Origin of the sequence: Corynebacterium sp. NML120713 (assembly GCF_001875735.1) — a bacterium.
Lineage (GTDB): Bacteria > Actinomycetota > Actinomycetes > Mycobacteriales > Mycobacteriaceae > Corynebacterium > Corynebacterium pseudogenitalium.
Window position 1 is genome coordinate 1 of sequence record NZ_MLCR01000026.1, and the last position, 23,849, is coordinate 23,849.

General features: G+C 63.7%; 29 protein-coding genes and 1 rRNA gene. 16 read left to right on the top strand and 14 right to left on the bottom strand.

Annotation, left to right across the window (positions count from 1 at the left end; all coding sequences use genetic code 11):
* Positions 1 to 97 (top strand): 5S ribosomal RNA (gene rrf / locus BJP06_RS10930); the annotation flags it as partial.
* A 125-nt stretch (positions 98 to 222) separates the two neighbouring features.
* Here rrf and BJP06_RS10935 read toward each other — a convergent pair.
* A complete protein-coding gene (locus BJP06_RS10935) occupies positions 223 to 1,200 on the bottom strand; it encodes a pseudouridine synthase (protein WP_071573865.1) in 978 nt (325 codons plus the stop codon).
* 22 nt (positions 1,201 to 1,222) lie between these two features.
* Here BJP06_RS10935 and BJP06_RS12165 point away from each other — a divergent pair, with 22 nt between their 5' ends.
* The 4 genes from BJP06_RS12165 (at position 1,223) to BJP06_RS10950 (ending at position 3,524) form a co-directional block, all read left to right on the top strand.
* Positions 1,223 to 1,369 (top strand): hypothetical protein, encoded by a 147-nt coding sequence (locus tag BJP06_RS12165; RefSeq protein WP_168156154.1) that lies wholly within the window; start codon positions 1,223 to 1,225, stop codon positions 1,367 to 1,369.
* A 76-nt stretch (positions 1,370 to 1,445) separates the two neighbouring features.
* Positions 1,446 to 2,339 carry a universal stress protein gene (locus BJP06_RS10940; RefSeq protein ID WP_070361739.1) on the top strand — a complete coding sequence of 298 codons (894 nt, stop codon included), beginning with the start codon at positions 1,446 to 1,448 and terminating at the stop codon, positions 2,337 to 2,339.
* Positions 2,340 to 2,481: 142 nt separating this feature from the next.
* Positions 2,482 to 2,751, top strand: coding sequence for a GlsB/YeaQ/YmgE family stress response membrane protein (locus BJP06_RS10945; protein ID WP_070361740.1), 270 nt, complete (start codon positions 2,482 to 2,484; stop codon positions 2,749 to 2,751).
* A 140-nt stretch (positions 2,752 to 2,891) separates the two neighbouring features.
* Positions 2,892 to 3,524, top strand: coding sequence for a TetR/AcrR family transcriptional regulator (locus BJP06_RS10950; RefSeq protein ID WP_070975662.1), 633 nt, complete (start codon positions 2,892 to 2,894; stop codon positions 3,522 to 3,524).
* Here the strand turns inward: BJP06_RS10950 and yidC are convergent.
* The gene (gene yidC / locus BJP06_RS10955; protein ID WP_071573866.1) at positions 3,487 to 4,593 is read right to left on the bottom strand and encodes a membrane protein insertase YidC; all 1,107 of its coding nucleotides are present in this window, start codon (positions 4,591 to 4,593) and stop codon (positions 3,487 to 3,489) included. The genes BJP06_RS10950 and yidC overlap by 38 nt on opposite strands.
* A 16-nt stretch (positions 4,594 to 4,609) precedes the next feature.
* Here yidC and BJP06_RS10960 point away from each other — a divergent pair, with 16 nt between their 5' ends.
* Positions 4,610 to 5,401, top strand: coding sequence for a class E sortase (locus BJP06_RS10960; protein WP_070975660.1), 792 nt, complete (start codon positions 4,610 to 4,612; stop codon positions 5,399 to 5,401).
* A gap of 3 nt (positions 5,402 to 5,404) precedes the next feature.
* Positions 5,405 to 5,557 (top strand): hypothetical protein, encoded by a 153-nt coding sequence (locus BJP06_RS12170; protein ID WP_168156155.1) that lies wholly within the window; start codon positions 5,405 to 5,407, stop codon positions 5,555 to 5,557.
* 4 nt (positions 5,558 to 5,561) lie between these two features.
* On the opposite strand, the gene BJP06_RS10965 is transcribed toward BJP06_RS12170, so the two are convergent.
* Positions 5,562 to 6,122 carry a DUF2020 domain-containing protein gene (locus tag BJP06_RS10965; protein ID WP_071573867.1) on the bottom strand — a complete coding sequence of 187 codons (561 nt, stop codon included), beginning with the start codon at positions 6,120 to 6,122 and terminating at the stop codon, positions 5,562 to 5,564.
* On the opposite strand from BJP06_RS10965, the gene BJP06_RS10970 reads away from it, so the two are divergent.
* The gene (locus tag BJP06_RS10970) at positions 6,121 to 7,383 is read left to right on the top strand and encodes a sensor histidine kinase (protein WP_071573868.1); all 1,263 of its coding nucleotides are present in this window, start codon (positions 6,121 to 6,123) and stop codon (positions 7,381 to 7,383) included. The genes BJP06_RS10965 and BJP06_RS10970 overlap by 2 nt on opposite strands.
* Positions 7,380 to 8,018 carry a response regulator transcription factor gene (locus BJP06_RS10975; protein ID WP_070361745.1) on the top strand — a complete coding sequence of 213 codons (639 nt, stop codon included), beginning with the start codon at positions 7,380 to 7,382 and terminating at the stop codon, positions 8,016 to 8,018. Before BJP06_RS10970 ends, BJP06_RS10975 begins: the two co-directional genes overlap by 4 nt.
* On the opposite strand, the gene BJP06_RS10980 is transcribed toward BJP06_RS10975, so the two are convergent.
* Together BJP06_RS10980 and BJP06_RS10985 are read right to left on the bottom strand one after the other, a co-directional pair.
* Entirely contained in the window at positions 8,015 to 8,335 is a 321-nt protein-coding gene (locus BJP06_RS10980) for an Lsr2 family protein (RefSeq protein WP_070361746.1), read from the bottom strand. The genes BJP06_RS10975 and BJP06_RS10980 overlap by 4 nt on opposite strands.
* 93 nt (positions 8,336 to 8,428) lie before the next feature.
* Positions 8,429 to 9,058, bottom strand: a complete 630-nt coding sequence (locus BJP06_RS10985) for a DUF6474 family protein (RefSeq protein ID WP_071573869.1) — start codon at positions 9,056 to 9,058, stop codon at positions 8,429 to 8,431.
* 86 nt (positions 9,059 to 9,144) lie between these two features.
* Between BJP06_RS10985 and BJP06_RS10990 the strand changes: the two genes are divergently transcribed.
* Positions 9,145 to 10,623, top strand: coding sequence for a TM0106 family RecB-like putative nuclease (locus BJP06_RS10990; RefSeq protein ID WP_255365851.1), 1,479 nt, complete (start codon positions 9,145 to 9,147; stop codon positions 10,621 to 10,623).
* A 23-nt stretch (positions 10,624 to 10,646) separates the two neighbouring features.
* Here BJP06_RS10990 and BJP06_RS12490 read toward each other — a convergent pair whose 3' ends face one another.
* The 4 genes from BJP06_RS12490 to BJP06_RS11005 all read right to left on the bottom strand — a co-directional run bounded on the left by BJP06_RS12490 (position 10,647) and on the right by BJP06_RS11005 (position 14,285).
* On the bottom strand, positions 10,647 to 11,009 hold the full coding sequence (locus BJP06_RS12490) for a hypothetical protein (RefSeq protein ID WP_369822291.1): 363 nt from the start codon (positions 11,007 to 11,009) through the stop codon (positions 10,647 to 10,649).
* A gap of 24 nt (positions 11,010 to 11,033) precedes the next feature.
* Positions 11,034 to 11,822 carry an MFS transporter gene (locus BJP06_RS12495; protein WP_369822292.1) on the bottom strand — a complete coding sequence of 263 codons (789 nt, stop codon included), beginning with the start codon at positions 11,820 to 11,822 and terminating at the stop codon, positions 11,034 to 11,036.
* Between the two features lie 516 nt (positions 11,823 to 12,338).
* On the bottom strand, positions 12,339 to 13,517 hold the full coding sequence (locus BJP06_RS11000) for an IS256-like element ISCre1 family transposase (RefSeq protein ID WP_013887464.1): 1,179 nt from the start codon (positions 13,515 to 13,517) through the stop codon (positions 12,339 to 12,341).
* Between the two features lie 165 nt (positions 13,518 to 13,682).
* Positions 13,683 to 14,285, bottom strand: a complete 603-nt coding sequence (locus BJP06_RS11005) for a superoxide dismutase (protein WP_070361750.1) — start codon at positions 14,283 to 14,285, stop codon at positions 13,683 to 13,685.
* An 83-nt stretch (positions 14,286 to 14,368) separates the two neighbouring features.
* Between BJP06_RS11005 and msrA the strand changes: the two genes are divergently transcribed.
* The 3 genes from msrA to BJP06_RS11020 are packed head-to-tail and all read left to right on the top strand — an operon-like array spanning position 14,369 to position 16,664.
* Positions 14,369 to 15,010 (top strand): peptide-methionine (S)-S-oxide reductase MsrA, encoded by a 642-nt coding sequence (gene msrA, locus BJP06_RS11010; RefSeq protein WP_071573871.1) that lies wholly within the window; start codon positions 14,369 to 14,371, stop codon positions 15,008 to 15,010.
* Positions 15,010 to 15,738, top strand: a complete 729-nt coding sequence (locus BJP06_RS11015; RefSeq protein WP_071573872.1) for a glycerophosphodiester phosphodiesterase family protein — start codon at positions 15,010 to 15,012, stop codon at positions 15,736 to 15,738. Before msrA ends, BJP06_RS11015 begins: the two co-directional genes overlap by 1 nt.
* Positions 15,739 to 15,758: 20 nt before the next feature.
* Entirely contained in the window at positions 15,759 to 16,664 is a 906-nt protein-coding gene (locus tag BJP06_RS11020) for a DUF5926 family protein (protein ID WP_071573873.1), read from the top strand.
* A 39-nt stretch (positions 16,665 to 16,703) separates the two neighbouring features.
* Here BJP06_RS11020 and BJP06_RS11025 read toward each other — a convergent pair whose 3' ends face one another.
* Entirely contained in the window at positions 16,704 to 17,960 is a 1,257-nt protein-coding gene (locus BJP06_RS11025; protein ID WP_071573874.1) for an LCP family protein, read from the bottom strand.
* Complete coding sequence (locus BJP06_RS11030; RefSeq protein ID WP_071573875.1) at positions 17,957 to 18,652, bottom strand: CPBP family intramembrane glutamic endopeptidase; 696 nt, start codon at positions 18,650 to 18,652, stop codon at positions 17,957 to 17,959. The genes BJP06_RS11025 and BJP06_RS11030 overlap by 4 nt, the downstream gene beginning before the upstream one ends.
* A gap of 18 nt (positions 18,653 to 18,670) precedes the next feature.
* On the opposite strand from BJP06_RS11030, the gene pheA reads away from it, so the two are divergent.
* Complete coding sequence (pheA, locus tag BJP06_RS11035) at positions 18,671 to 19,561, top strand: prephenate dehydratase (RefSeq protein ID WP_071573876.1); 891 nt, start codon at positions 18,671 to 18,673, stop codon at positions 19,559 to 19,561.
* 16 nt (positions 19,562 to 19,577) lie between these two features.
* On the opposite strand, the gene BJP06_RS11040 is transcribed toward pheA, so the two are convergent.
* From BJP06_RS11040 to BJP06_RS11050, 3 genes are read right to left on the bottom strand one after another with little or no spacing between them, the layout of a single operon-like run.
* A complete protein-coding gene (locus BJP06_RS11040; RefSeq protein ID WP_071573885.1) occupies positions 19,578 to 19,925 on the bottom strand; it encodes a metallopeptidase family protein in 348 nt (115 codons plus the stop codon).
* Positions 19,925 to 20,926 (bottom strand): septum formation family protein, encoded by a 1,002-nt coding sequence (locus BJP06_RS11045; protein WP_071573877.1) that lies wholly within the window; start codon positions 20,924 to 20,926, stop codon positions 19,925 to 19,927. Before BJP06_RS11045 ends, BJP06_RS11040 begins: the two co-directional genes overlap by 1 nt.
* Before the next feature lie 12 nt (positions 20,927 to 20,938).
* A complete protein-coding gene (locus tag BJP06_RS11050) occupies positions 20,939 to 21,685 on the bottom strand; it encodes a GntR family transcriptional regulator (RefSeq protein WP_071573878.1) in 747 nt (248 codons plus the stop codon).
* Positions 21,686 to 21,773: 88 nt separating this feature from the next.
* Here BJP06_RS11050 and serS point away from each other — a divergent pair, with 88 nt between their 5' ends.
* Positions 21,774 to 23,027: a serine--tRNA ligase gene (serS, locus tag BJP06_RS11055; protein WP_071573886.1), complete on the top strand. Its 1,254-nt coding sequence runs from the start codon at positions 21,774 to 21,776 to the stop codon at positions 23,025 to 23,027.
* Entirely contained in the window at positions 23,027 to 23,848 is an 822-nt protein-coding gene (locus tag BJP06_RS11060) for a 1-acyl-sn-glycerol-3-phosphate acyltransferase (RefSeq protein ID WP_071573879.1), read from the top strand. Before serS ends, BJP06_RS11060 begins: the two co-directional genes overlap by 1 nt.
* Position 23,849 lies beyond the last annotated feature (1 nt).

Below are 23,849 nucleotides of genomic sequence, written 5' to 3' on the forward strand. Positions count from 1 at the left end.
GAAACGCCCGGTCCCTTTCCGAACCCGGTTAGCTAAGCCCGCCCGCGCTGATGGTACTGCACCTGGGAGGGTGTGGGAGAGTAGGTTACCGCCGGCCTATAACTTCATTTTCTTGTGTGTGGTGGGTTCCATTATTCCCGTTGTGGGGGTGGTGGTACCCACCACACTCTTTTTTGTGCACCCCACAACAAACAAACGGGGATGAGAGTGCGCATGGAGGGGTTAGGGCCAGCGCACTGAAGGATCTGTCGTGAAGTGGACGAGCTTGCCGGAAAGGGGGTCCGTGAAGGCAACGGAAATGCATTCCAACAGCATTGGTTTGGTGAAGTCGTCCTCCCCAAAAGGATGTGGGACGGGGTAGATAGAGTCGCCGATGATGGGCACCCCGGCGTCCAACATCTGGATTCTCAGTTGGTGCGTGCGTCCACTGATCGGTTCGAGGAAATAGCGCGCGAGCGGTCCTTCCACTCCGTAGCGTTCTTGTAGCACTGTTTCCTCTTCTGACGGCAAACGGGACGCGCCAAGGAACATCGTTTCTGAATTGGGTTCCGCGCCGCGGACAATCTTGGAAGCAACTTCGCCGTGTTCTTTGACGATGTGATGCCGCCAAGGTCCGGCAGGTAGCGAAGGATCATAAGGAGCAACCGCGGAATACAGGCGGCGGACTTCTCGGCGGGCGAACATGTCCTGGTACGCCCCGCGGACTTCACGGCGCTTCGTCAGTAGCAACAATCCACTCGTCATGCGGTCGAGGCGATGCGCCGGTGTGAGCTCCTCGTTGTCGGTCTCGCGGCGAAGGCGGACGGTGAGGGTCTCCGTGATGTGGGCGGCGCGTGGCATCGTCGCCAAGAACGGCGGTTTGTTGACGACGAGGACGTTGTCGTCTTCGAACATCACGGTATGAGTGAACGGTACGGGAGTTTCGGGGGCGGGGCGTCGATAAAAGAAGACGTCTGTGCCTGGCTGCAAGATATCGTTGGGAGAGAGCGGGGTGCCGTCGCGGAGGACGACCTCGCCGACGGCGAAGCGCTGGAGGACGGCTGCGGCGTCGTCATCGGGGTGGCGGTGGCGCTGCCCCTTGATGACTTCGGTGAGGAAGTCACCGGCGGCGATGGGGGCATCAGGGACGCGGACTCGTGATGCGCCGAGGCCATCGCGCGGAGGCAGTGGCGGGGGCGACTTCCTTCGTTTTCTACTCATATTCTTTGCTAGATTAGTCGCTATGGATCTTGGAGCGATGTTGCAACCAGTACTGGCGTTCTTCAATGAAGGTATCGGGAAGGTGATCGCGGACGTGCTGCGAGCACTCTATGAGACGTTCTTCCCTGCGAACTCTGAGGGCGCGAAACCCGTGGAAATTCCCAAATAAGGGCCACGATATCGATGTGGGTTTTGTCTACAATGGGGGTAGAAACTGCCTACCTTCTTGAGAAAGGGCGAAACACATGTCGAATGAAGAAATGGTCGTCGTAGCTGTGGACGGAAGCCCGGCTTCCCACAACGCGGTCCGCTGGGCGGCGAACACCGCCGCGAAGCGCGGCATCGCGCTGCAGCTGGCTGCAAGCTACACCATGCCGCAGTTCCTGTACGCGGAAGGGATGGTTCCGCCGAAGGAGCTGTTCGACGATCTGCAGAAGGAAACCATCCAGAAGGTCGAGGAAGCGCGTGACATCGCGCTTGAGGTCGCCCCAGATATCAAGATTGGGCACGCAATCGCGGAGGGATCCCCGATTGACATGCTGCTTGAGATGTCGCGTACCGCGACCATGATCGTGATGGGGTCGCGTGGCCTTGGCGGGCTTTCCGGGATGGTCCTCGGCTCTGTGTCTGGTGCGGTTGTCTCCCACGCAAGCTGCCCGGTTGTGGTGGTCCGCGAGGACAACAACGTGACCGAAGAGAATAAGTACGGCCCGGTCGTAGTCGGCGTTGATGGCTCTGAGGTTTCCCGCCACGCAACGGAGGTCGCCTTTGAGGAGGCGCACGCTCGCGGTGCGGAGTTGATTGCGGTGCACACGTGGATCGATACTCAGGTGCAGGGGCCGGGCGCTGGGTTCTCTGTCACGGACGAGCACTGGAAGGCTGTGCAGGAGGAGAAGGACGAGATCCTCAATGGCTACCTGGAGGACTCCGCCGCGAAGTACCCAGATGTGCAGATCCGCAAGGTGATTACGCGTGACCGTCCAGTCCGCGCGCTTACCGAGGCCGCTGAAGGCGCACAGCTCCTGGTCACCGGTTCCCACGGTCGTGGCGGGTTCAAGGGCATGCTGCTCGGCTCGACGTCGCGTGCGCTGCTGCAGTCCGCGCCGTGCCCGATGATGGTTGTTCGTCCGAACGACTAATCTCGCGGAACGCAACCAAGTCCCAGCGGTGCCGTTTCCAGATCGTTACCCGTTGGTGTCCGAATCGTAGTGGCATTATGCCCGAATGGGAGGCACCATGGTCAGTAGACATTAAACGATCGTTATAGAAGGAGACGTGCACATGCTGGGACTTGGCTTTTTCGGCTGGATTATTATCGGTGGACTTGCGGGCTGGATCGCTTCGAAGATTAAGGGCAAGGACGCCGATATGGGCATCGGCCTGAATATTATTGTCGGCATTATCGGTGGCCTGATTGGCGGCTGGTTGCTGGCGAAGTTCGGAGTGGACGTCGACAATGGCGGGCTCTGGTTTAGCTTCTTCACCTGCATCCTTGGTGCGGTGATCCTGCTGACCATCGTCAACTTTGTGAAAGGTAAACAACGCCAATAGCTAGTAGCGCGAAAAGCGCGTGATGTATGTACCGGCCGGAGGGACACACCCCCGGCCGGTATTTTTCTTTTCAGAAACTACGGTACGCGGTATGGTGAACGTACTGGTTTGTCTACTAGAGATTTTGGAGGAGCAGTCGCGTGAGCAGCGGTACAACCAGCAAGGCAAAGAGTGCTTCCAGGAGGCGGAATCGTCCCAGCCCCCGGCAGCGGCTGCTGGATGCCGCCACGAAACTCTTCCAAGAAGAAGGCATCCGCGTCATCGGTATTGACCGTATTTTGAGGGAGGCGGACGTCGCGAAAGCGTCGTTGTACTCTCTGCTTGGGTCGAAAGACAACCTGGTCATCGCGTACATTGAGCGGCTGGACGAGGAATACCGGCAGCGTTGGGCGGAGCGCACCGAGCACGTCTACGACGCGGATGGGAAGGTGCTGGCGTTCTTCGACATGGCGATTGAGGAGGAGCCGGACCGGGAATTCCGTGGCTCGCCGTTCCTGAACGCGGCGAACGAGTATCCGCGCCCGGACACGGAGTCAGAGGAACGCATCGTTGCGGCGTGTAAGAAGCACCGCCAGTGGATGTACGACACGATTACGCACCTGCTCAGCGTGAAGAACGGCTACAACTCGGCCTCGCAGACGAATGAGCTTTTGATCTTCCTCGACGGCGGCCTGGCTGGAGCCCGCTTTGTGCGCGATACCGCACCGTTGGAAACTGCCCGTACGCTAGCGAAAGCTACGCTTGGGACTCCTCCTGCTGACTATTCGATTTAGCCTCCCGCTGCACTTTCGACCGCTCTTTCTCGATGGCCTTTTTGGCGCGCTTCTCGTCGCGCTTGGCCTCGGCTAGGGCGGATTTTTCTGCGCGGATGTCGCGGCGAACCGCTGGGATGGTCGTCGGTCGCACGAGCGCGCCAGCCTTCTTGCGGCGCCAGGCCCGTTTGCGCTCGCGCTTCTCCCGCTTCTTTTCGACGTACGCTTCGCGCGCCTCGCGTACATGGTTGCGGTGAATCTCCTCGGAGGGGAAACGCTTTACAAGCAACGCCCAGAGCAGAACGGTCTGTGAGGCGGTCCAGAAGTTGTTGACTACCCAGTACAGCAGTAGCGCGATCGGTACGAGGCCGAGCAGGCCCGCCGTGGTCAGGGACAGCGCAATGAAGGGGATCATCCAGTACAGGAACCGGTAGCTGCCGCGGGTGAACGCGTTTTCCCACTCGAGGGTGGTGCGGTTACGGATCTGGGAGAGCAGCAGGTTGATGCTGGTGAAGCAGATGGCGGCGATGAGCATCGGGATGGCTAGGCTGCGAACGGCGTCGACCGTAGTGCCGAGGGAGGCAAACTGCTCTGGTGTCATGGAGACGTAGGCGGGGAGGGGGACGTCGAAAAGCGTGGTGTTGCGGAAGCTTTCGATCTCGTCTGGGGTGAGCAGGCCGATCCGGTGGGCGTCGCCGACGTCGGGGACGGCGAGCCAGTACAGCAAGCGGTACAGGCCGAAGAAGAACGGCAGCTGGATCATGGCGGGAACGCAGCCGGCGAGCGGGTTGTAGCCGTGCTCGCTGCGCAGTTTCTTGATGGCTTCGCGCTCCGCCTCGATGTCCTCGAGCGCGGTGGAGCTGCCGTAGCGGTCCGCGATGGCTTTCATGTGCGGGCGCATCATGTAACTGGTGCGGCCTACCTTGTACGTCTTCCAGGAAAACGGGGCGATGGCGCCGCGCACTGTGATGACCAGCAGGATGATGGATGCGATCCAGGCGCCAGAGACGGGGGCGCCGAGGACGTCGGCGAGGAGCCAGTGCCAGAACTGCAGCACGGCGGATACGGGATAGACGAGGATTTCCATCATTCGCTAATGTTAGGCCATGGTTTACCAACAACCCAGACGCAAGGTGCGCGCCTCCCAGGTGTTCGGCGAGGTGCTGCTGACCATCGGGGCGTTGTTGTTGCTGTTCGCGTTTTACGAGTCCTATTGGACGAATATCGCGTCCGGCAAGATGCAGAACGAAGCGCAGGACACGTTGTCGGAGCAGTGGAAGAACCCGCGCCAGCTGCGCACGCCACAGCTCGGCGACGCATTCGCGCGCATGTACATCCCTGCGTTCGGGTCGGACTACCAGTTCGCCATCATCGAGGGCACCGACGAGAATGAGTTGTTGGTGGGTCCGGGCCGCTACCCGGACACGCAGATGCCGGGCGAGCCGGGCAACTTCGCGGTGGCGGGGCACCGCGTGGGCAAGGGCGCGCCGTTCAACGACCTTGGGGCGCTGAACAGCTGCGACGCCATCGTGGTGGAGACGCAGGATTCCTGGGTGACGTACCGCGTGCTGCCGATGGGCCTGGATCCGCAGGAACGCCGGGACGTGGCGGCGGGCTGCGTGCCAGCCGAGATCAACGAGCCGATCGCGACGGGCGAGTACCGCAACGTGGTGGGCAGACACATCACGCTGCCGGGGGACGTGAACGTGATCAACCCGATCCCGGAGCAGCCCTCCATTGAGGTGCGCCCGGACATGCTGGGCATGATCACGCTGACCACGTGCCACCCGCAGTTTTCGAACGCGGAGCGCATGATCATCCACGCCGTGCAGACTGAGGTGCTGGCGAAAACACCGGGCGAGCAAACGCTGCCGCAGGCGATGTCGGAGGTGAGATAGACAATGTATGGAGCACTTTGGCGGATGCTGCCGGGGCCTACGCCGGTGAAGTGGCTGCTCGCGATCGTGATCGCGGTGGCCGTGTTCTTCCTGCTGATGGAAGTGGTGTTTCCGTGGGTGTCGGCGCAGATGCCCTACAACGACGTTGCAGTGTAACGCCCTAGAGCTGCAGGTTCTTGATGGTCTCCTCGGCGACGAGCTGTGCCTTGATCGACTCGTCCTGGTTGGTGAACACGGTCACGGCCGTGTTGCCCTTGGCCACGGAGTAGGCGGCGCCGATCCGGTTGGGCACGGCCCCGCCGCCGTGGCGCCCGCCGTTCCACCCGGCTGGCTGGTTGGCGGGCTCGGTGTAGTCGATGGGTGTTGCCCAGTCGACTACGGCCATGGCGTCCTCGGGGCTGTCCATGTGCCGCACGATGACGGTCAGCTGTGGCTCGGGCGGGTAGGACCAGAACTGGCAGGCTGGGGGGTCGAAGCGGGCGTCGATACCTACGCCGGTGACGCGCTGGCCGTTGGCGTCGGCGACCCAGTCGGTGTCGAGGTATGGGCAGGGCTGCCACGCGTTGCGGTCGGTGGCGGGCAGGGCGTCGAGAGGCAGGGCGGCTTGTTGCTTCTCGACGCTCCCTTCGTCTGCGGGCGCCGGATCCGGGTCGGGGGCGGCGCACCCGGCGAGGACGCCGAATGCCATGACTGCTGCGAGGGTGGGTAGTGTCAAACGCATGGGTTCCAGATTAGCTGTGTTGTCGCCGGGCCCCGGCGAAACCACTGAGGTGCCGGTAAACCGCTCCTTGGATATCGGTATCACGGTGTTGTCGGTGTCGCTGGTGTTGGTGTCGCTGGCGGCGCTGGCGCGGATGTCGCTGGATGAGGCGCTGCTGCACATCACTCTGGTGACGACGTTTTCCTTCCTCCTGTTCTACGGGATGACAGAGATGCACTATTGGGCAACCCCGGGCCGCGTGCTGTGGCTCGTGGGGCTGACTGGCGTGTGGATGCTGGACACGACGATCTCCGTGGTGGCGATGTACTGGGTGTTCACCCTGTTCTTCGTCTACATGCGCGCGTTCAACGACTGGCGAGGTATTGCCGGGGTTGCTGCTGGGCTTGTGATCACGGTGCTGGTACAGCTGCCGGATCATCTCACGCTGGGCAGCGTGTTGGGGCCGGCGCTGTCGGCGGTGGTGGTCCTGGCGATCAACTATGCCTTCACCACGATTACGAAGGTGAGCGACGAGCGCGCCGAGCTCATCAACGAGCTACTGGAGACACGCGAACAGCTAGCAACCACGGAGCGTGCTGCGGGTGTGGCGCAGGAGCGGGAGCGGCTCGCGCACGAGATTCACGACACGGTGGCGCAGAACCTGTCCTCGATCCAGATGCTGCTGCACGCCGCGGAGCGCGACCTGTTGGCCACGGACCTTTCGGAGGAAGAGCTGGCGGGGCCGTTGAAGAGGATGGAGACGGCACGCAGGGCGGCGTCGAGAAACTTGGCGGAGACCCGTGCGATTATTGCGGCGCTGACACCGGCGCCGCTGAGCACGACGTCGCTGGAAGAGGCGCTGCGCCGCATCGCGGCGGACTTCGGTACGACGGGCGACATGGACATCGAGGTGGAGGTTGACGGTGAGCCGCAGCAGCTGCCGATGCGCATCGAGGCCGGCCTGCTGCGTATTACGCAGGGCGCGGTGTCGAACGCGGTGAAGCACTCCGAGGCGAGCCGCATGCGCATCACGCTGACGTTTGGGGATGACGAGGTCCGCCTTGATGTGGTGGACAACGGCAAGGGCTTCGACGTAGCGAGCCAGGCCAAAAAGCCCTCAGGGTTAGGCCATTTGGGCCTCGATGCCATGCGTTCTCGGGCCGAGGAATTGGGCGGTGAGCTGGCAATTGAGTCCCAGCCCGGCGGGCCGACAGCACTTTCTGTGGCGGTACCGAGTAGTATCAAACAAAAGACTGACCAGGTGGAGAGGAAAACTTCATGATTCGTGTGTTGCTGGCTGATGACCATGAGATCGTCCGGCTGGGGCTTCGGGCCGTGCTCGAGGAGGCCGAAGACATTATGGTCGTCGGCGAAGTTGCCACAGCTGAGGGCGCGATCGCGATGGCGCAGGCCGGTGGCATCGACGTGATTTTGATGGATCTCCGCTTCGGCGCGGGCGTCGAGGGCACCCGCGTGACCACGGGCGCGCAGGCAACGGCGCAGATTATCGCCTCGATGACGAACCCGCCGAAGGTGCTCATGGTGACCAACTACGACACCGACGCCGACATCCTTGGCGCGATCGAGGCCGGAGCCGTCGGCTATCTGCTGAAGGACGCCCCGCCGGAGGAGCTCGTCGCCGCGGTGCGCTCCACCGCGCGTGGCGACGCCACAATGTCCCCGGTGGTGCGCGAGCGCCTCGAGACGCGCGACCGCACTCCGCGCTCCTCGCTCACGCCGCGTGAGCTGGAGGTGCTGCAGTTGGTGGCGGCGGGGTCGTCGAATAGGGAGATTGGCACGGAGCTCATGCTCTCCGAGGCGACCGTGAAGTCCCACCTCGTGCACATTTACGACAAGCTGGGTGTGCGGTCCCGTACTTCCGCCGTGGCGTCGGCGCGCGAGCAGGGCGTGCTCTAGTAGTAGGGGTGGGCTTCGTGGAATGCTTCCACGATGCCGAGGGGGATCTTGCCGCGGTTGGCAATGGGCAGGCCTTCGGTCTGCGCCCAACGGCGGATCTCGGCGGGGTCAAGGGCCCGATCGGTCGCGTCGCACGCCTCCCTGGCTGCTTCGACGTACGGCTTGAGCTGCGCCAGGAAGCGCTCCGCGTTCTCCGGCTTGAGGTCCAGCACGTAATTCTTCCCCTGTAACCCGAAGCGGATCACGCGAACATCCGCCTCGTGCAGGGGCGTGTGGTCCAGGTCGTCGAAAAACTGGGTGATATTTTGCCGGGCCATGAAGGCTGTCCTTTCTCCGGTACTCCCAAGAGCGATACTTGGGAGTAGTGTTCGCGTTTGGAGGAAGTCTAGCAAATACTTTGGCCGATAATACTAATTAAGTTTCTTCTGCACTTCCGCGGACAGTTTCTGCAGGTCTTCATCAATAGAGTTGTGAGCCAGGCGCTGCTGTACCGGGTTCATGTGCTCGGCGTTTTCCACCGCGGTCTGCAGCTCCGCGAGGCGGACCTCCGCGTCGGTGGCGAAGCCCTTCGGTAACTCGGCGGTCTTGACCTGGCCCTCGAGGGCGTCGACGCGCGACTTCAGCTGCCCGCCGCGCTCAGAAAAGCGCGAGACCTCCTGGGAGGACAGGCCGACGCTCTGCGCGCGCTGCTGTACCTGCTTCTGCTGGTAGGACGTCCAGCCTTTGTAGAACAGCGGCAACAGCACCGGCAGGAGCAGACGGGTCGCGCCGAGCCACTGCTTGGCTTTCTTCTTCGTAATGCCGGACTCCTCAATGCGCTGCAGATGTGCCTTCGCTAGCCGCTCCTCGTGCTTGCGCTTCTGCTTCAGGCCCTGCTTCTCTGCCTTCAGCAGGCGCTTCTCGGCCTTGTCCAGCAGCTTTGCGGTGCGGAAGTCCTGCTTCGCCTCCTCCTTGGCAAGCTTGCGGGCGTGCGCCTGCGCGGCCTTAATCTCAGCCTTGGCCTTCGTGCGTGCTTTCCGGATGGATTTGAACAGTCCCATGCGAGTTAACTCCTTTACGCTTCAGCGTTCGTTTGGACACCAACCTTACCTGTTTCTCCACTGCGCCTAGTAGAGTATTGCCCATTGTGAGTACGTCGAAGCAGCAGGATGGCACACGCATGCGGCCGTCGGATCTTGTGGGGTGCCGCTTCCGGTTCCGCCGGAGGTGCCAGTTCCCGGACTACCCGTCGCGCGAGGAAGCTGAGGCGCACCTGCCGCAGCGCATCGCGGTGCAGGAGGCGGTACTCGCCCAGCTGCCTACTAAGCCAGCGCTTGGCGACGGCCGGCGCCGCCTCTTCACCCGCGCCGACGCCGCGGACGCCACCACCGAGGGTGTCTTCGACCTGATGCGCCGCGGCACCCACCTGATCACGCGGGCGACGCTCCATGGGGACATCGCCGGGGTGGCGGTCGAGGTGGACGTCGACATCCTGGTGCGCACCGCCGACGGGTACGTGCCAGTGATCATCTCGAACCACAGAGTCGCGCGCACGCACCCGACCTCGACGCTGCAGGCCGTGCCGGTTGGGCGCCTTGGGCTGGGGGCACCACTGCGGGTAGCGGGCAAGTACCGCCACCACACCGTCGACGGCTACCGGCTAGCCATGGCGCACCTCCTGCTTGGGGAGCGCTCCGCGGGCCGCGGCGGCGTCATTGGGCAGGATAGGTCGCTGGCGTACGGAGTGGACGTCGAAAAGTATGTCGCGCCGCTGCTGCTCGCGCTCGCCGAGCCCACGCCCGAGCACCCAACCCGCTACAAACAGTGCGCCACCTGCAGGTTCTGGCCGCTGTGCCTGCCTGAGCTCGAGGCGCGCGACGACATCTCGCTGGTGCTGCCCGGCGGCAAGGGCGACCGCTTCCGCGCCCAGGGCATCACGACGGTCCAACAGCTTATCGACGCCCAGCTCGGCGAACCTTCCCGCATCGCCGAAGCCTGGCGCGCCGGGATCCCCCTGCTCAGGCGGCCGGGGCCGATTGCAATCCGCCGTGCGGACGTCGAGATCGACATCGACATGGAGTCCTACATGGACCAGGGCGCCTACCTATGGGGCACCTTCGACGGCGAGCGCTACCGGCCGTTCGTGACGTGGGAGGAAGTCGGCGGCGACGCGGAGGAAGCCAACTTCGCCGCGTTCTGGCGCTGGCTCCTCGACCAGCGCGCCCAAGCCCACGCGGAAGGCAAGACCTTCGCCGCCTACTGCTACGCCGCGGCGGGCGAGAACCACTGGCTGCGCATGTCCGCGCAGCGCTTCGCCAGCATCGACGCCAAGGAAGTCCAGGAGTTCATCGCTTCCGAAGAGTGGGTCGACGTGTTCGCGTCGGTGCGCAGGCACCTCGTAGGCACCGACGGGCTGGGGCTGAAAGTGCTCGGGCCCATCGTGGGCTTTCACTGGGAGGACGACGACATGGACGGCGAAGCCTCCATCGACCGCCGCTTCGCCGCCGTCCGCGGCGACGAGGATGCAAAGCAGACCCTACTGCAGTACAACGAAGACGACTGCCGGGCCACCCGTGCCGTCCGCGAGTTTCTCGACGCCGACGCCCCCGGGATCCCGCTGCTTTGAGTTTGGGGTTAGCGCCTGGTGCTTTAGTGCCTGGTGTTGCGGGCGACCGCCGCGGTGATGAGCACCAGCACCACCACGAGGCAGGCCAGCACCATCATGAACCCGGCCCACGGCAAGCGCTCGTACACCCAGCCTGACGCCGCTCCCACCAGCGAGGATCCCATGTAGTACCAGAACACGTACATGCTGGACGCCTCAGCCCGGTCGCGCTCCGCAATGATGCCGACCCACGCGGAGGCAGTCGAGTGCATTGCAAAGAAGCTGGCCGTAAACACCAGCAGGCCGGCCAGCAGGGCCACTAGGTTCGGTATCGCGGCCAGCACCAGCCCCGCAACCATGAGCGACGCCCCGCCAATCACCACGTGACCGCGCCCGTACTTGCGCACCAGCGCCCCCGCACGCGACGCCGACTACGTCCCCGACAAGTACAGCAGGAACGCCAACCCCACCAGCGACGGCGGCAAACCGAAGTAGTCAATCGCGCGGAACCCCAGGTAGTTGTACAGCGAAACGAACACGCCCATCCCGATGAACGCCGTCGCGCACAGCGCGAGAATCCTCGGGTTCCTCGCGTGCCGAACCATCGCCCGGAACTCATTGCCCGGCCGCAGCTTCGGCTTTGGCGTAAAGTTGCGCTGCGCAGGAAGGAGGATCGCCGTCGCGATCGCGAGCGCCAGCGCCGTCACGCTACTGGCCGCGAGCGCCCACCTCCACGAGGTGACCGCCAGCAGCCCCGTCGGGATCAACCTGCCCGTCAGCCCGCCGATCGTGTTGCCCGCGATGTACAGCCCCATCGCGCCGGGCAGGTCTTTGGCGTCGAGCTCCTCGGACAGCCAGGTCATCGCGACGGCTGGGGTGCCCGCGATGGCGACGCCTTGCAGGGCGCGCAGTAGCACCAGCTGCTCCATCGACTGTGCCAGCGGCAACAGCAGCCCGATGCCCGTCGCCACCAGCGCCGACACGATCAGCACGCGTCCGCGCCCGTACTTCTCTGAAAGTATCGACGCCGGCACCACACACAACGCCAACCCACCTGTGGCCGCCGACACCGTCAGCGCCGTCGTGGACGGTGAGGCGTCGAAAGCCTCCGCCAGCGTGGGCAACAGCGCCTGGGTGGCGTACAGGGCGTTAAAGATTCCGAGCCCGGCAAGCAGCATCGCGACCGTCGCGCGACGATACTCAGGGCTGCCTTTCTTCATGTCCACATCCTGGCACTTTGTGGTGGGGACCTCAAGGAGCGTTCTAGATTGCTGCACCACATTCCTGGTTTTCCCTTAGTGCGTGGGGGAATGTGGTGTCTTTGCGCTGTGGCCCGCGGGTCGGTGAGTGCATCTAGCCAAATAGTTCCCAAGCCCGGGAACCATTTTGTGTGTGAGGCCGGTTCCAGTCGACCAACGGCTGTATTTTCCAAGGTCGCAACGGCTGTCTATGAAAATAGTTCCGGCGATCACGAATTGGTGGGGAACTTTCTCAAAGGGACGGGGAATGAACCGCCCTAAACCGGCCAGGCTAACCCCGCCAGCTACCCCCTCTTGCCTAAAAGGTAAGGCTATCCTAATATCCATAGTGGGTCCTGGTTCCTTCAACGGACTCGTCGTGAATACAGATAAAACCCGCCGTGTTTCATAACCCTCTATGAAACACGGCGGGTTGCCTTTAGCGGGACTTACGGGTTAAGCGACAAAATGTGTGTCTGCTATCGGCGTGTCGCGGGGTTAGATGTGGCCTTTTTGGATGCCGATTGAGTGTGTGTACTCGGTATCGATACCGTTGTCGTAGAGGGCTGGTTGTCCTGTTTCATAGTCGGCTTGGTTCTCGTTTCGGGTCAGGGTTGTAACTTTGGCGAGTTGGTTCTGGCCCCAGTTGGACTGTCTGGCGATTTCTATTGGATCGCCAGGCAGTTCCGTTTTCAGATACAGCCACCAATCCAGCATTTTGCGTTGGTGCTCACCGCGTCTGCCGCGATGAGTTCTTGCAAGGAGCTTCAGCTGGGCGTTGATGCCGCCTTCAAGACTGTTGGTGGTGGATTTGATCCGGTGCGGCTCGAGCACACCTTTCGGGGGCTTGAGGTAGACAAACAGCAGGTCATTGCGCCACAGGTGGTTGAGACTGTTGTAGGCCTTGCGCACGTTGACATGGGTCCACACGAGTGTGTCTTTTGCTGTTTTCGGGTCTTTGACCTGTGTCTTTTCGTTGAGCCAATCCTTGTAGAGCGTGTGAAACTCTTGCAGTTGTGCACCCCATTGTGCAGCCTCGTCCAGGGTGGTGATGCGGGTGAGTTTCAGCGCGAGTCGGTAGATGGTGCGGCCAGCATCAGTGCGTGGTCGTGAGGTGGTGTAGCGGCGTACTCTGCGTTGGGCGTGCACGAGGCAGCGTTGGATTTTGGTGTTTGGCCAGCACGTTTTAATTGCGCTTGTGGCTCCTCGGCCACCGTCGATCACAGCGATCAACGGTGCTTCGATGCGCTCGAGCAGGCGCTTGTAGTCGTGTGTGGTTTCTTGTTTGCACCAGTGCCAGGCGATGACGTGGTCGAGCGTTGCCGCCACGATCAGACAGCCACCTGCGGTGTAGGTGCCGTCGATGAAGATCTGGTCGTAGACCCTGCCTGTATGGCCGATGGTCGGGTCAGGCACGTCAACCAGCCAAAAGGCATCGAATTTGCGCTGCAGCGTACGTGTCGAGCAGCTCATGTTGCCGGCGATCGCCGCAAGACTGGTCCCGGCGGTCAGGTGCTGGATGAACGCACGAAATAGGGCTGCGTTGGTGATATCGCTGCGCTGCTTGGTCAGTGAAGCACCGCAGATTTTGCACCGCCACCGGGTCGTCCCGTTGCTGGTGGTGCCGTTTCGTTTCATATCGCCGCCACAATGGCAGCGTGGTCGGTTCTTTGGCATTGGGCAACCGAACCACCGCTCCGTAGCACACCATGGCAGCCACACCGGGGATTTTCGCAAGAGAGGGCCAATATATGCTTTTGGAGCATATATTTTCCGCAAACGCGGAGTTCAGAGCATGAAAATCAACGATTCCGGACACACATTTTGTCGCTTAACCCGGACTTACTTGGAAGCCGCTGCGAAGCGCTCATTGACGTCGTCCCAGTTGACAACGTTCCACCAAGCCTTGACGTAGTCGCCCTTGACGTTCTTGTACTGCAGGTAGAAGGCGTGCTCCCACATGTCGAGCATCAGCAGCGGGGTGAAGTCAACGGAGATGTTGCCCTGCTGGTCGGTGAGCTGCTCGATGATGAGGCGGCCTGCGATGTGGTCGTAGCCCAGGACTGCCCAGCCGGAGCCGTGCAGGCTGGTTGCAACACCGGAGAAGTGTGCCTGGAACTTCTCGAAGGAGCCGAAGTCGCGGTCGATTGCCTCGGCGATTGCGCCGGTTGGTGCGCCGCCTGCGTTCGGTGCCATGTTCTTCCAGAAGATGGAGTGGTTGGTGTGGCCACCCAGGTTAAATGCCAGGTTCTTGGACAGTGCGCGCAGCTTGTCTGGGTTGGCGTCGCCGTTGCGCTCTGCTTCGAGGGCCTCGAGGGCGGCGTTTGCGCCAGCGACGTAGTTTGCGTGGTGCTTGTCGTGGTGCAGCTCCATAATCTCGGCCGAGATGTGTGGCTCGAGTGCGTCGTATGCGTATGGGAGCTCTGGAAGTTCGTAAACAGCCATTGTCAGTTCCTTTCGTTTGGGGTTGGTGACGTGCCCCATAATAGACAAGAATCACATTCCCGCAATGGCGTACGCTGATTTTTATGGGTTTCTTGTTTGCACCGACGCCGAAGCTGGTTCCTGAGGATCGCGCCTTGCCTGGCCGTAACGAGCCGGTGTTGGCGTACCCGCGTCCGCATGCTGTGTTGGGAACGCCGATTACTGGCCCGTGGCGCGAGGGACAGCGCCGCCTGCTGGTGGGTATTGGGTGTTTTTGGGGTGCTGAGAAGATGTTTTGGCAGATGGAGGGGGTGGAGTCGACGTCGGTTGGGTATGGCGGGGGTGTGACGCCGAACCCGACGTACCGGGAGGTGTGCAGTGGGCAGACGAACCACGTCGAGCTGGTGGAGGTGGTCTACGACCCTGAGCGCGTCTCGTTGAAGGAGCTGGTGCGTGCGGCGCTTGAGGCGCACGACCCGACGCAGGGGTTCCGCCAGGGTAATGATGTGGGGACGCAGTACCGCTCGGCGTTCTTCGCCGACACGGAGCACGAGGCGCAGGACATCAAGGGGTGGGTTGCGCAGTATGGTGAGCCGCTTGTCGACGCCGGCTATGCCCCAATTACGACTGAGGTGGGGTGGGGCGTCGATTATTACTTGGCGGAGGATGAGCACCAGCAGTACCTGTACAAGGTGCCGAATGGGTACTGTCCGCACCACTCGACGGGCGTGGAGTGTGGAATCTAATGTTGCCGAAGATTGTGGCGCATCGTGGCTTTTCGGCGATGTACCCGGAGTCGACACACTTGGCGTTTGAGGCTGGCTTGAAACTGCCGATTCACGGCGTGGAGTGCGACGTGCGGCTCACGCGCGACGGGCGACTGGTGGTGTTCCATGACGGCCTGGTGAATCGCACGACGGACGGGATGGGGCGCGTGTCCACGATGGACTTCTGCGACCTGCGCGAGCTGAACTGCGGCACGAAGGAGTGCCCGCAGCAGGTGATGCTGCTCGAGGAGCTGCTCGAGCTGCTGCAGGACTACCCGGACAAGCACCTCTATATTGAGACGAAACATCCGACGCGCTACGGCCCCGAGGTGGACGAGGCGACATTTCGGGCGCTGGCGTACGCGGGCATGCTGGATTCGGACCAGGTTGCGATCATTTCCTTCTCGCATAAGGCGGTGCGGTATTTCACACGGATGGCACCCGATTTGCTCACGTATTACCTGTTTAGGGTGCGTGAGGCGAAGTGGAACCCGAAGAGCGTGATGCTGTCGAGCCCGTACGGGATTGGGCCGGGGTTGGCGCATGTGCAGCAGCGCCCGGAGCTGATCGGTAAGTATGGGTGCCCGACGTACGTGTGGACGGTCAACGACCCGAAGGATATGCGGTGGTGTGCCGAACACGGCATCGATACGATTGCGACGGACCACCCGCAGCTGGCGCTGCAGACGTACGCAGGGCTGCTGTAGCGCCTGTACGATGTGTTTCTATGGCTAAAAAGAACCGTAGAAAGCAAGAGAATCTCCCAGAGGGAATGAGCCGCCGCCAGGCGAAACTCGCTGCCCGCGCCGCTGAGCGCGAGGCGCTGCAGAAGGACCCACGCCCGTACGCGGGCCTGGCCGCCGAGGCCAAGTTGGTGGCGCTGCAGGAGTTCGTGCCGTCCGCAACTGCGCAGGTGAGCGTGAAGGACACCCCGGTGCAGCTGGTGACCGTGCTGCCAGGCGCCGTCGCGGCGATGGTGCGCGAGGACGGCGATCGCCTGGTTGCGCTGCAGGTTGCCGCGCACTCCCAGAACCCGGGCCGCGACCTCGCGTACGCCCTGGACTGGGTACTCGGCGCGAAGGAGGGCGAGCAGCTACAGTCCACCGCGGCTGACGGCCAGCAGCCAGCCCTGAAGGACATCTTCCCCGCCGACGCCACCCTGGACGTCACCTCCTACGACGACTTCTCCTGGTGGTTCCCGGAGGACGCGCAGGTTCCGCCGCAGATCCAGCAGGCGATGGCTGCCGCGAACGACGCCGTCATCCCGTCCGTCGAGGTCAAGGCGGACGCGCCGGGCGCGGTGTGGTGGATCAACCCAGGTAGTGGCAAGGCACACATCCGTTGGGTGCGCACCGAGGACAACGAGAACCAGATGCTTGCTGGGCTGGCGCGCATCGCGGCCCGCGGTGAGCTGCACCTGGGCGAAGGTACGAAGTTCGCGGGCGCGTTCCGCACCCACGGTGTCGTCGTTCCGGTGTGGGACCTGGACCCGGCGGTTGAGCCTGCATCCTACGCGGACGCGTTGGTGGCGCTGAACAAGGCTATCGAGGCGGAATACGCGAACGACGCCCAGCTCAGCGCCGACGAGCGCAAGCAGCTGGATAACATCAAGTCCCGCCAGGTCACCATCTAAACAGGGGGCGACTGGGCTACTCGGGGGCTATCCGGGGGCCTACCTGAGGGACGAGAAGAGCTGCTCGGCGGCGACCTCGTCCCACAGGATCACGTTGCCCACGTCCGCGTCCATAAACCCGCCCACCGGGATGGTTTCCGTGTTCAGCCCCATACTGAACGCCAGCCCGATGCGGGCCAGGTTCCACACGTGGTCCTTGCTGCCCACGGTGAACATGGCCGGGGCGGTCCACAGCAGTGGCAGCGCCCGGAACGGGTTGAGCAGCACGCCAGGGGAGAGGATACGGCTGGTCAGAGCGCCGAGGAACTCGCGCTGGCGCCCGACGCGGTCCAGGTCGCCCTGGGCGGTGGCGCGGGTGCGCACGTACCCAAGGCCGGTCGCGCCGTCCATTTTTTGGCAGCCGGGCTCGACGAACAGGTTGGCCAGGGGGTCCTGAATGGACTCTGAGACGCAGATCTCCACGCCGCCGACGGTGTCGACGATGTTGGCCAACCCACCCATGCCGATTTCCGCGTAGCGGTCCACGCGCAGGCCAGTGGCCTGCTCAACGGTCTGGATGAGCAGCTGCGGGCCACCGTAGGCAAACGCCGCGTTGATCTTTTCCTGCCCGTAGCCGGGCACAGCCACATAGGAGTCGCGCGGGATGGACACCAGCGTCGCCTTGCCGAACAGCGGTATGTGCAGCAGCATGATCGTGTCAGTGCGGGTGGTGCCCAGGTCACCGCCGGTGCCGAGGCGCGCTGCGTCCTCCTCGCTCAGGCCCGTGCGCGAGTCAGACCCGACGAGCAGCCAGTTCGTGCCCGAGGTGTTCGCGATGCGCTCGGCGGGCAGGGCGTCGACGCGGGAGAGCCGGGTGTCGACAAGGAAGGTGAGGGCGAGCAGCACCACGAGGAGGGCTGCGAGCAGACGGCCGCAGCCACCTTTACGACGCCTCCTCCGCCCCTGCGGGCGCTGTGGGCGCTGTGGCCGCTGCGTGACCTGCATCGGAATGTGCTCGCGCTCCGGGCGCTGCTGCGCTGGCCTGTGCTGCACAGGGCGCTGTTGCGGAGGGTACTGGCGTGGCCGGTATTCGCGCGGTTCGTACTCGCGCGGGCTGTATTGCCGTGTTTCCTGCGGCTCGCGCCGCTCCGGGCGGGCGGCGGGTCGCTCCTGCCAGGCGGCGGGCCGTTGCTGTTCCCGCTGCGGGCGTCGCTTCCGGATGGGGCGGCCGTAGCGGTCCACGAGCGGTTGGCCGTCTTTGCCAAGCACGAAGTCCTCGAGGTTATCCCGGGGATCGTTGGAATGCGGCGTATTCATGGCAACAGTGTAGACGGCAGGAGTGGGTAGGCGAGAAAAGCGATCGCGTCGATGAGGAAGTGGGCGAGGATGAGCGGCCAGACTTTGCCGGTGCGGTGGTAGTAGTAGGCGAAAATCACGCCCATCGCGATGTTGCCGAAGCCTGCGGAAACCCCCTGGTAGAGGTGGTAGGAGCCGCGCAGGACCGCGGAGGCGGCAATCGTGGCGGGCACCGACCAGCGCATCTGCCGCAGCCGGGTGCAGAGGTACATCACCACCACGACCTCTTCGGCGAACCCGTTGGCAAACGCCCACAAGAGTGAGGTGGGGATCTGGACGGCCTCGGTGGTGGGGATGACGACCTTGGACCAGCCGAAGTGTACCGCCCCGATGTAGAACGCCAGCCCCGGGATGCCGATGAGGGCCGCGAACCCGGCGCCGCGCAGCCAGTCGCGCCACTTCGGCGCAACCCACGCGGTGCCCAGCAGGTACCACGCCAGGCCACCCCACCCGATGAGCGAAAGGGCTGAGACCGCCTGGAGCGCCACGTCGAGCCAGCCGATGGAGCTTGCCTGGGAGTAGAGCGTCGTCGATTGCTCGTTGAGGGGCGCCTGCAGCAGCGAGTCCACCAGGCGCAGCGCGGCGCGCAGCCCGCTGGCGCCGAAGGTGACGGCCAGCACGAGGAGGACTTCAACGCGGTACCGAGTGTGCATGCAGGCTACAGTAGCCCCATGACAACGATTGCGTATCTCGGCCCGGCGGGAACGTTCACGGAGCAGGCCGTCTGGAACTTTGACCTGCCCGACCCGCAGCTAGTGCCTGTGGATTCCCCGGCGGAGGCCCTCAACGAGGTGCGCGCTGGGCGCGCAGACTACGCGGTGGTTGCGGTGGAGAACTCGGTTGATGGCGCGGTCACCGCGACGACGGACGCGCTCGTGGAGGCGCCCGGGGTGCAGATTTACGGTGAGACCGAGCTGGAGATCGCCTTCGCCATCATGACGCGGCCCGGTGCTTCACTTGTCGACGCCACTCGCTTCGCCACCCACCCCGTTGCCTACCAGCAGGTGAAGCGCTGGATGGCCGAGCACGCCCCGAACGCGACCTTCCACCCGGCGACCTCCAACGGAGCGGCGGCGCAGCTCGTTGCTGAGGGGGAGGCGGACGTGGCCGCCGCCCCGGAGCGTGCGGCGGAGCTGCTCGGACTCGAGGTGCACGCGCGAGGCGTGGCCGACTTGTCCACGGCGCGGACGCGCTTCGTGTTGGTGGGGCCGTCGGGAAAGCCGACGCCGCGCACGGGCAACGATAGGACGTCGATTGTGTTCCAGACCCCGAACGAGCCTGGCACGCTGGTGGCCGCGTTGCAGGAGTTCGCGTTCCGGGGCGTGCATCTTTCCCGTATTGAGTCGCGCCCAACACGAAAGGAGCCGAACACGTACTCCTTCCACGTGGACATCGTCGGGCATATCGACGACACCGCCGTCGCGGAAGCGTTGCGGGCGGTGTACCTGCGGTCCTCGCAGATTACGTATTTGGGGTCGTGGCCGTGCGCGCAGCAGGCCACGTGGCCCAGCGGCAACCCGCGGCTGGCGGAGGCCCAGGCCTGGGTGGACGGGCTGCGTTAGCTCTGGCTGCCCCCGGCTAGCCCCAGCCGAGCTCGTGCAGCTCGTGCTCCTCGAGCCCGAAGTAGTGGCCGACCTCGTGCAGGACGGTCACCTTTACTTCGTGGCGCAGTTCCTCTTTGTCGCTGCACATCGCCTCGAGCGCGTCCTTGTATACGAACACCGCATCTGGCAGGAACCCGCTGTGGTTTGAGTGCTGCTCAGTAAGGGGGATACCCTCAAACAGTCCAAGTAGCGTGGGTTCGTCCGGGTTAAAGTCGCGGGCCAACACCACCATGTTCGTCATGTGGCGGGCGAACTCCTCGGGGATGGTGTCCAGGGCGTCGTTGATCATTGCCTCGAAGACTTCCTGGCTGACCGGCTCCATCATGGTCGGGGCTGCTCCTCCCGCAGCGGGCGGCGCTCTGGGCGCTCCGGTGGCGGGTTGCCGTCAATCTTGAGCACTTCGCGCCCGGCGGTCGCGGACCCGGTCAGCGTCGAGAATTGCCCCTCCGGGTTGGAGAAGACTAGTGCGCAGTTCACGCTGCGCGAACCCCCCTCCCATGCCGAAGTCTTCTGCGTGGTCCAGAACGGTTGCAGCGCGATTTGGTAGAGGTTTTCCTCCGCGCCCATGTACTTCTGGGCGGCGTCGGTGCACACGTCGCGCAGGTAGGTGTCCTGCTCCTCGACGCTCGGGGTGTGGTCGGGGAAGACCTGTTTGAGGTTGACCGTGCTCGTGATCTCCATCTGGTGCGGCTCGTTACAGTCCACGGTGCTCAGGCTGGAGGCGCCGTCGATGGCCACGCACTCCCCGGGGTTAAAGGTGCGCGCCTGGTCCTGCTCGGACACGCGGCCCGTGGTCAGGATTGGGGTGCCGTCGCGGTTGGTTTCCTGCAGGCCGCACAGCATGGTGCGGTCGCCTGCTTCCCATGCGGTCGCCGGCGGCAGGATCGGTGCGATGGAGTAGCGCCCGTTCGGGTCGAAGGCGCCGTTGAGGTAGCGCAGGGTCGCGCCCCCGCAGAGCTCCTCGCGTAGTTGTGCCTGGCGGGTTTGGTTCGGCATCGGTGCGGACGGCCCGAACTCGGAGGTGGGGTAGGTGGCCAGGTCTTCGCGGGCGGAGATTTCGAAGCGGTGCTCGAGTGCGCAGTCGGTTTGCTCGAAGGCGGTGATGTGGCCTTCGGCGTCGGCTTCCCAGGTCAGGCAGGCGCCTTGGTCCGCCGTGGTGAACGGCGCTGGCTTGTTTTTGCTCTGTCGCTTCGGAGTGGACGTCGATACCTGAGCCTCATCTTGAGGCGCGGGCGACGCGTTGTAGGCGTAGGAGCCGAATCCGACCGCACCCGCGAGCAGCGCGACGAGAAAGCCGCGCAACGCTGTTGTCTTGGTAGCCATGTGCCTTTCCTATCACTCGAGGTTGCGCAATACCTGTGTGTGCAGACTGTAGCGGTCCGTCCGGTACACACTGGCACAGTATTCCACACGTGTGCCGTGGCTTTGCGCATAGCGCACGATTCGCAGCAGCGCGCGGTTCGCGGGCACGTCGAGCAGCGTAGCGACGCGGGCGTCGGCGTTCACCGCGGTCACGGTCTGCTCGGCCTCGGTGATGCTGAGGCCGTAGCGCTGGTCGAGCACCTCGTACACCGATGCTTGCAGGTCGTATTCCAGCAGGTCGGGGACGAGCTCGCCGTTGTACCAGCCGTCGTCGACGGCGTAGGGTTGGGCGTCGCCAAGCCGGAGGCGACGCAGGTGAATGTGCTCAGCGTGCGGCGGGGTGCCGAAGTACTCAGCGACCTCTCGTGGTGCGGCCGCGCGCTCTGCCAGCAAAATATTTGACGACGCCACGACGCCCTGCGCCTGCATCTCCTCAGAGAAACTGGCAAGCTGCAGCTTGCTCACCAGGGGGCTCGGCGCCACGAATGTGCCCTTGCCGCGCACCCGGCGGAGTTTCCCCTGGGCGACGAGATCCCCGATCGCGCGACGCACCGTGATGCGGGAGACCCGGTAGGTCTCTTCGAGGGCGCGTTCGCCGGGCAGCGGGTCTCCGGGGGACAGCTCGTTGCGGCAGTACTCTTCGAGGATGATGCGTAGCTGCGCGTGTTTCGGGAGGGGGCCTTCCTGGATTTCGGTGGGGGGCTGCTCGGGCGTGGACATACCCCCACCATAGCGCACTGGTTATTACCAGAGTTGGGTGTTGGTGCAGGTGGCGTATCGAGGGGCAGAACCGGGTAGAGTTGTGGGCGTGATTGATCTGAAATTTCTGCGCGAGAATGCAAACGACGTCCGAGAGTCCCAAACCGCCCGTGGCGAGGATCCCTCCCTCGTCGATCAGCTGCTAGCGGCCGACGAGCAGCGCCGCGAGGCTATCCAGGCAGCAGATGAGCTGCGTGCGGAACAGAAGGCCTTCGGTAAGAAGATTGGCCAGGCTTCCCCGGAGGAGCGCCCGGCGCTGCTCGAGGGCTCGAACGAACTCAAGGCTAAGGTGAAGGCCGCCGAGGCCAAGCAGGCCGAGGCCGAGCAGGCCGTGCAGGACCTGCAGTACAAGATCGCGAACCCGATCCAGGGCGCACCGGCAGGCGGCGAGGAAGACTTCGTCGTCCTTGAGCACGTCGGCGAGGTCCCGACCTTCGACTTCGAGGTGAAAGACCACCTCGAGCTGGGTGAGAGCCTCGGGATTATCGACACGAAGCGTGGCACCAAGGTTGGCGGCGCGCGCTTCTACTACCTGGTCGGCGATGGTGCTTGGATGCAGCTGGGCATGATGATGCTCGCCGCGCAGAAAGCCCGCGAGGCCGGCTTCAAGGTCATGATCCCGCCGGTCCTGGTCCGCCCCGACGTCATGCAGGGCACTGGTTTCCTCGACGAGCACGACGAGGAGATCTACTACCTCGAGCGCGACGACCTGTACCTGGTGGGCACCTCCGAGGTGGCGTTGGCCGGCTACCACACCGACGAAATCATTGACCTTTCGGATGGCCCGCTGCTCTACGCCGGTTGGTCCAGCTGCTTCCGCCGTGAGGCCGGTTCCTACGGCAAGGACACCCGCGGTATCCTGCGCGTCCACCAGTTCGACAAGCTGGAGATGTTCGCGTACTGCAAGCCGGAGGACGCCGAGGAGATGCACCAGAAGCTGCTGGGCCTCGAGCGTGACATGCTCTCCGCAGTTGAGGTGCCGTACCGCATCATCGACATCGCCGCCGGTGACCTCGGCTCGTCCGCGGCACGCAAGTTCGATACCGAGGCGTGGGTGCCGTCGCAAGATACGTACCGTGAGCTGACGTCGACGTCGAACTGCACCACGTTCCAGGCGCGCCGCCTGTCCATCCGCTACCGCGACGAGAACGGCAAGACCCAGACCGCCGCCACCCTGAACGGCACGCTTGCGACGACGCGCTGGCTCGTCGCCATCCTCGAGAACAATCAGCAGGCCGACGGCTCCGTGAAGGTGCCTGAGGCGCTGCGCCCGTGGGTGGGGAAGGACGTACTGGTTCCCTAATGCGCACGATTGATGGACTGTTTGAAGTAGCCGACGGCTACACCGCCCCGCGGCCGCACAGCGGCGACATGCACAACCGCTTCTACCAGCGGATCGTGCGCGCGGCGAAGCGCTACTTCCGGTTCGCCGGGACGAAGGCGACGGTCCACGGCCTCGAGCACATCCCGCTGGGTGGTGGGGCGATGCTGGCCATCAACCACACCGGTTACCTCGACTTCATGCTGGCCGGTATCGGCCCCTACCTGCGCGGGGAGCGCCTGGTGCGCTTCATGGCGAAGAAGGAAGTCTTCGACATCCCGGTGCTGCGGTGGCTGCTGCGCAACATGGGACACGTCCCCGTGGACCGCTCGGCAGGAGCCGGGGCTATCGACGCCGCCGTTGACGCCCTGCGCGAAGGGGCGATCGTCGGTATCTTCCCCGAAGGCACGATTTCGCGCTCCTTCGAACTCGCAGACTTCAAGACGGGCGCCGTGCGCATCGCACGCCAAGCCGGAGTGCCGCTCATACCATGCGTGATCTGGGGCTCCCAACGCCTGTGGACCAAAGACCAGCCGAAACGGCTCGGGTGCTCCGGCATCCCGGTCATCATCCGCTACGGGGAGCCCGTTGCTCTCGACGGCACCGTCGAAGAAGTAACGGGTAGGCTCAAGGCAGCGATGGAAGTCCTGCTGGAGACCACCCGCACCGAATACGACACCCGCTTCGGCCCATTCGAGCCCGGCGAGCCATGGATGCCGGCCTCGCTCGGTGGGAGCGCACCGACGCTTGAAGAAGCAGCCGAAATTCGCCGAAAAGAACGCGAGGCAAAGAAAGGGAAATAAC